The sequence below is a fragment of the Actinomadura sp. BRA 177 genome (assembly GCF_013372625.1).
Lineage (GTDB): Bacteria > Actinomycetota > Actinomycetes > Streptosporangiales > Streptosporangiaceae > Spirillospora.
Genome location: NZ_JABXFD010000169.1, coordinates 1 through 5,929, shown reverse-complemented (window position 1 = coordinate 5,929; position 5,929 = coordinate 1). Strand labels below are relative to the sequence as shown.

The 5,929-nt window shown below is 71.2% G+C and carries 5 protein-coding genes and 2 pseudogenes; 3 read left to right on the top strand and 4 right to left on the bottom strand.

The annotated features are described in order from the left end of the window. Window positions 1-183, top strand: a pseudogene (locus HUX53_RS05705) (hypothetical protein); the annotation flags it as partial. Here the strand turns inward: HUX53_RS05705 and HUX53_RS05700 are convergent. Then, a complete protein-coding gene (locus HUX53_RS05700) occupies window positions 135-632 on the bottom strand; it encodes a MarR family transcriptional regulator (protein ID WP_176402118.1) in 498 nt (165 codons plus the stop codon). The pseudogene HUX53_RS05705 and the gene HUX53_RS05700 overlap by 49 nt on opposite strands. Before the next feature lie 113 nt (window positions 633-745). Between HUX53_RS05700 and HUX53_RS05695 the strand changes: the two genes are divergently transcribed. After that, window positions 746-1,729, top strand: coding sequence for an ATP-binding cassette domain-containing protein (locus HUX53_RS05695; protein ID WP_176402117.1), 984 nt, complete (start codon window positions 746-748; stop codon window positions 1,727-1,729). Window positions 1,730-1,731: 2 nt separating this feature from the next. After that, a complete protein-coding gene (locus tag HUX53_RS05690) occupies window positions 1,732-2,616 on the top strand; it encodes an ABC transporter permease (protein ID WP_176402116.1) in 885 nt (294 codons plus the stop codon). Between the two features lie 57 nt (window positions 2,617-2,673). On the opposite strand, the gene HUX53_RS05685 is transcribed toward HUX53_RS05690, so the two are convergent. The 3 genes and pseudogenes from HUX53_RS05685 to HUX53_RS05675 all read right to left on the bottom strand — a co-directional run. Further along, complete coding sequence (locus tag HUX53_RS05685; protein WP_255204963.1) at window positions 2,674-4,029, bottom strand: RNA polymerase sigma factor; 1,356 nt, start codon at window positions 4,027-4,029, stop codon at window positions 2,674-2,676. A gap of 253 nt (window positions 4,030-4,282) precedes the next feature. Continuing rightward, window positions 4,283-4,780, bottom strand: a complete 498-nt coding sequence (locus HUX53_RS05680; RefSeq protein ID WP_255204962.1) for a cation diffusion facilitator family transporter — start codon at window positions 4,778-4,780, stop codon at window positions 4,283-4,285. A gap of 512 nt (window positions 4,781-5,292) precedes the next feature. Further along, window positions 5,293-5,929: pseudogene (locus tag HUX53_RS05675) on the bottom strand (AMP-binding protein); the annotation flags it as partial.

Genomic DNA, 5,929 nt, shown 5'->3' with positions numbered 1-5,929 from the left:
GCGCGGCGCGTGGCGGTGGCGTCGTACCTGCTGGCGCCCGGCCGGTTCCTGGACCGGATGCGGGCGTGCGGCGCCGACGCGGTGACCGCGCCGATCGGGGCGCACGACGCGGCGGCCCGGCTCGTCCTGCGCCGCTACGACGAGGCGCGGTCGCGGACGAGCGAACCGGTGCCGGTGGGCTGAGCCGGGGCGGCGAACCGGTCGTCGTGGTGGGCCAGGACGCGCAGCAGCAGGTCCCGGAACAGGCGCCGCTCGTCCGGGGACAGCGGCTCGAACAGGACCTCGTTGAGGCGGACGCGGGCGTCGAGGCTCTCGCCGAGGAACAGCCGGCCGTCCTCGGTGGCGTCGAGGGCGTACCGGCGCCGGTCCGCGGGGTCGCGGCGGCGCTCGACGTGCCCGGCCCGCTCCAGCGCGTCCACGATGCCGACCAGGTCACCGGCGTCCATCCGGAGCCGCTCGGCGACCTCGCGCTGCGACAGCGGCCCGGACCGCGCCACGCACCACAGGACGAGCAGGTGGGGCAGCCGCGGCTGGCCGGGGAACAGCCGGGCCGCGGTGCGCCGGACGAGCCGCACCGCCTCGAACATCAGATAGGTGGGCGAGTCGACCATGGGATCCGGCTGCTCCGTCACGCCCGCTCCTCGGATGCTTGGGTCTTCCTATATCTCTTGACGTGAGAGATAGGGTACTCCTACCGTTGGAACGCCCAAAATATGGGTGTGCGCTCCATCCGGAGGGAGGCCCCATGCCGGACGGGGGACCCGCCGTCGAGGTCGACGGCCTGATCAAGAAGTTCGGCGACGTGGAGGCCGTGCGGGGAATCGACTTCACCGTGCGGCCGGGGGAGATCTTCGGTTTCCTCGGCCCGAACGGCGCGGGCAAGTCCACGACCATCAACATGCTCTGCACGCTGCTGCGCCCCACGGCGGGACGCGCGCGCGTGGCGGGCTACGACGTCGCCGCCGAGCGCGACGCCGTGCGCCGCAACATCGGCCTGGTGTTCCAGGACCCGACTCTCGACGGCTACCTGTCGGGCGAGCAGAACCTGCGCTTCCACGCCGAGCTGTACGGGGTGCCGCGCTCGGTGACCGGCGACCGCATCCGGCAGGTGCTGGAGATGGTCAACCTGTGGGACCGGCGCGGCGACCTGGTGCAGACCTACTCCGGCGGCATGAAGCGCCGGCTGGAGATCGCGCGCGGCCTGCTGCACTCGCCGCGGGTGCTGTTCCTGGACGAGCCGACCGTCGGCCTGGACCCGCAGACCCGCGCGTCGATCTGGGAGTACATCCGGCAGCTGCAGGCCGCCGAGGAGATCACCATCTTCATGACGACGCACTACATGGACGAGGCCGAGTTCTGCGAGCGCATCGCGATCATGGACTCGGGGCGGATCGTCGCGCTGGACACCCCCGAGGCGCTGAAGGCGGGCATCGGCGAGGACCGGATCCGCATCCAGACCGCCGACGACGAGGCCGCGATCGCCGCGATCAAGGACCGGTTCGACCTGGAGGCGGTGGTGTCGGAGGGCGCGGTCGCGTTCTCGGTGGCCTCCGGTGAGGCGTTCGTGCCGCGGCTGTTCGCCGAGCTGGGCGTCCCGATCCGGTCGGTGAACGTGGCGCGCCCGTCATTGGACGACGTGTTCATGTCGTTCACCGGCTCCACCATCCGGGACGCCGAGGCGTCCGGGAACGACCGGATGCGGATGGCGATGCGCGCGGCGAGGAGATGACGATGGCGAGCACGACCGAGAAGGCGGTCCCGGGCGTCGTCCGGGTGCGGGTGCCCGAGCGGGGCCTGCGGCAGGACCTGCGCGCCGTAAAGATCGTCCTGCACCGGGAGCTGATCCGGTTCTGGCGGGACAAGCTGCGGATGGTGTCGGGCCTCGTCCAGCCGGTGCTGTGGCTGCTGGTCATGGGCACCGGCCTGTCCAACCTGGTGACCAGCGGCGGCGGCCCGGCCGGCACCGTGGACCTGAAGACGTTCATCTACCCCGGCGTGTGCGCGATGTCGGTGATGTTCACCGCGATGTTCTCCGCCGGGTCGATCGTGTGGGACCGGGAGTTCGGATTCCTGCGCGAGATGCTGGTCGCGCCGGTCAGCCGCAGCGCGATCGTGATCGGCAAGTGCATCGGCGGCGCGGTCGTGGCGACCCTGCAGGGCGTGGTGATCGTGCTGCTCGCGCCGCTCGCCGGCGTCCCCTACCACCCGGTGCTGATGCTGCAGCTGATTGGGCTGATGTTCATCGGGGCGCTCGCGCTGACCGGGTTCGGGGTGATGATGGCGGCGCGGATCACCCAGATGCAGGCGTTCTTCGGCCTCATGCAGATGGCGATGATGCCGATGATGTTCCTGTCGGGCGCGCTGTACCCGCTGAACGGGCTGCCGACGTGGCTGAGCGTGCTGACCCGGTTCAACCCGCTGACCTACGCGGTCGACCCGATGCGGCACGTGGTGTTCGCCCACCTGGACGTCTCGCCGGGGCTGCTGCGCACGTTCGACCCGGGCGTCACGTGGGGCGGCTGGACGGTGCCGATCTGGCTGGAGATCGTGATCGTGCTGGGGATGGGCCTCGGCCTGATCGCGGTGGCCATCGTGGAGTTCCGCCGCGCCGACTGAGCCGGCCGTGCGAAAGGCCCGCCGCGAGAGCGGCGGGCCTTCGTCGTGCGGGACGGGTCAGACGGCGAAGTCGAGCAGCGGGCGGGCGTTGCTGGGGTGCCGCAGCTTGGACAGCGACTCCTTCTCCAGCTGGCGGATCCGCTCGCGGGTCAGCCCGAGCGCCTTGCCGATCTCGTCCAGGGTGCGCGGCGTCCCGTCGTACAGCCCGAACCGCATCGCCATGATCTTGGCTTCGCGCGGGGACAGGATGTCGAGGGTGCGGCGCAGCTGTTCGGCCATCAGCTGGCGGTCGACCAGCTCGGACGCCTCGGGGCTGTCGGTGTCCTCGATGAGGTCGCCGATGCGGGTCTCGCCGTCCTCGCCGATGGTGGAGTCCAGGCTGATCGGCTGGCGGCTGGTGCGCAGCAGCTCGCGGACCTGCTCGGGGCTCTTGTCCAGCTCGACGGCCAGCTCCTCCGGGGTGGGCTCGCGGCCGAGGCGCTGGTGCATGTCGCGCTCGACGCGGCTCAGCTTGCTGAGCATCTCCAGCACGTGCACGGGCAGCCGGATCGTGCGGGCCGAGTCGGCGAAGCCGCGCTGTATGGCCTGCCGGATCCACCACATCGCGTAGGTGGAGAACTTGTAGCCCTTGGAGTAGTCGAACTTCTCCACCGCGCGGATCAGGCCGAGGTTGCCCTCCTGGACGACGTCCAGCAGCGACAGGCCGCGGTCGGAGTACTTCTTGGCGACCGACACCACGAGCCGGAGGTTGGCCTCCAGCATGTGGGCCTTGGCACGGCGGCCGTCGGCGGCGACCCACTCCAGGTCGGCGCGCAGGCCGGGGGAGAGGCCGCCCGCCTCCAGCTTGTGCTCGGCGTACAGCCCGGCCTCGATGCGCTTGGCGAGGTCGACCTCCTGCTCGGCGGTGAGCAGCTGGCGGCGTCCGATGGCCTTGAGGTAGGTGTGCACGGAGTCGCCCATGGCGGTCGACTGGTCGTCCAGGTCGGCGGGGGCGTCGGCGGCCTCGACCTCGGTGACCTCGAACCCCTCGTCGGCGGACGCGTCCGCGCCGTCGCCGGCGGGCTTCGCGGTCCGGCCGGCGCTCCTGGCGGGGGCCTTGCCTGAAGCGTTGGCGGCGGTCTTGCGGGAGGTGCGCTTCCTGGCGGGCGCGTTCTGGGCGGTCCCGCCGCCGTCGTGGTCGGCGGCCGCGGCCATCTTGCGGACGGTGTCGGACTCGCCCGCCAGGCTGATGCCGGCCTCGGACAGCTCGCGCAGGATGGAACGGCCCTGGGCCTGGCTGATCCCGGCGCTCTCGAAGGCCCCCCGCACCTCGTCGAGCGAGAGGCGCCCTTGGGCGCGGCCACGCTTCAGGAGCTCGTTGAGCGCGGGGCCCGCCGACTCCGTGAGCGGGGTTTCGACGGCGCTTCGCGGCATGGGGACACCCCCCTCCCTTCCGTGTGTGAGTGCGGCGCGGATTGTGTTCGCTGGTGGCGCACGCACTTATCGGAACGTCGCACGACCGGGGCATTGTTCCCACGGCCGTTCGACCGGCGGCCCGCCGGGGGATCGCGGAGGAACGATCCAGAAGGTGCTGGTGCCCGCGATGGGCCGCTTCATGCGGTCTGACCTGAATCGATCCGACCTTACTGCGTAAAGGCACCGGGCGGCGGCAGCGTGACGAAGACCACTACCCGCCGGTATCCTTCGGCCGCAGAGTTCGACCATAACGCGCGATGACCCGTTCGCGCAGGTCAGGGTCGTCACGGGGGACGGGTTCGAGGAAGACCTCGTCGATCTCCTCATGGGCGTCCTGGAGCTCGTGCGCCATCCGGACGCAGGCGCGCTCGATGTCGCCGGCGGTGAGCTCGTCGCGGAAGTCCAGCCGGGCGCAGGCGAGGACGCGGTCGGCGCCGAACGTCACGGTGATGATGTCCACCACCCACTCGACCTCGGGCGCGTCGCCGAGCCGGGCGCGGACGTCGGCGACGATCCGCGGGTCGGCCTGGGTGCCGGTCAGCAGGTTGAGGTTGATCCGGCCGAGGATCAGCGCGACGGCCGTGAGCAGCACGCCGATGAGCAGGGACCCGATGCCGTCCCAGACCGCCGAGCCGGTCAGCCGGTGCAGGCCGAGGGCGCCCGCGGCGATGAGGACGCCGATGAGGGCGGCGGAGTCCTCCAGCAGCACGCTGACCGAGGTCGGCTCGTCGGTCCGCCGGATGTAGGTCAGCAGCGGGAGGTCCTCGGCGCGGGCGGCGTCGCGGACCCTCCTGGACGGCCTGCTGCTCCCGCGAAATATTCTGGGTAAGCGGCCGCCACGGTGAGGATCACCGAATCCAGAGTGATTCGGTCCCCGTTCCGCAGCGGCCGCTCGATCTGGCCCTCATTCGAAGTCTCGCCGCTCGCGAGACGAGCAGCGTCCAGATTTGACGCGCTCCCCGAACCGGGTTCGGGGATTCTGGTCCGCGCCACAAGGTGTGGCACCTCCACGGCTTCCTGCTTCGCGGACCTGTGCCACCGGTGGTGGTCTTACCTGGTCTCCACAGGCTTTGAGTCCGAAAGAACTCCGTTCCCGCCCGTCCGGCGGTACCTAACGAAGCAACCATACCATGCATTGAACAATCTGTGACGATGCAGTTGCTATTTGCAATCTGGCCAGGCACATGGGGCTGCCCTCGAACTCTGCGACGCCCAAACGCCTCACGTGGAAATGATCGGCAGCACTCTGGGGGGCTTGCGTCGAGACGGGTTCAGGGGGCGGGGGGCGCAGAGCCGGGCGCGGTCGGGCTTGCCGGACGCCAGCAGCGGGATCGCCTCCACCAGCTCCAGCTCCCGGGGCGCGGCGCAGGCGGGCATCGTCTCGCGGACGAAGGCGCGCAGCTCGGCCAGCTCAGGCGCGGCGGAGGGGGCGGGGACGACGACGGCGGTGACGCGCTCGCCCCACTCGGGGTCGGGCCGTCCGACCACGACGACGTCGCGGACCGCCGGATGGCGGGACAGCGCGGCGGCGACCTCCCCGGCGACGACCTTCTCCCCGCCGGTGTTGATCACGTCGTCGACGCGGCCGCGGACGCGGAGCCGGCCGTCCTCCATCGCGCCGAGGTCCTGGGTGACGAACCAGTCGCCGTCCCTGACCTCGGCGGTCAGCTCGGGGCGCAGCCGGTAGCCGGTGAACAGGGAGGGGCCGGCCAGCCGGATCCGGCCGCCGTCGCCGAGCGCGACGCGCATGCCGGGAAGGGGCGTCCCGTCGTAGACGCAGCCGCCGCACGTCTCGCTCATGCCGTAGGTGGTGAACACGCGGGCGCCGCGGCCGCGGGCCTGTCCCTTATACACATCC

Excerpts from the sequence above, each read along its gene's own strand:
- HUX53_RS05690 (WP_176402116.1), top strand. The coding sequence starts at position 1,732 with ATGGCGAGCACGACCGAGAAGGCGGTCCCGGGCGTCGTCCGGGTGCGG.
- HUX53_RS05695 (WP_176402117.1), top strand. The coding sequence starts at position 746 with ATGCCGGACGGGGGACCCGCCGTCGAGGTCGACGGCCTGATCAAGAAG.
- HUX53_RS05685 (WP_255204963.1), bottom strand. The coding sequence starts at position 4,029 with ATGCCGCGAAGCGCCGTCGAAACCCCGCTCACGGAGTCGGCGGGCCCC.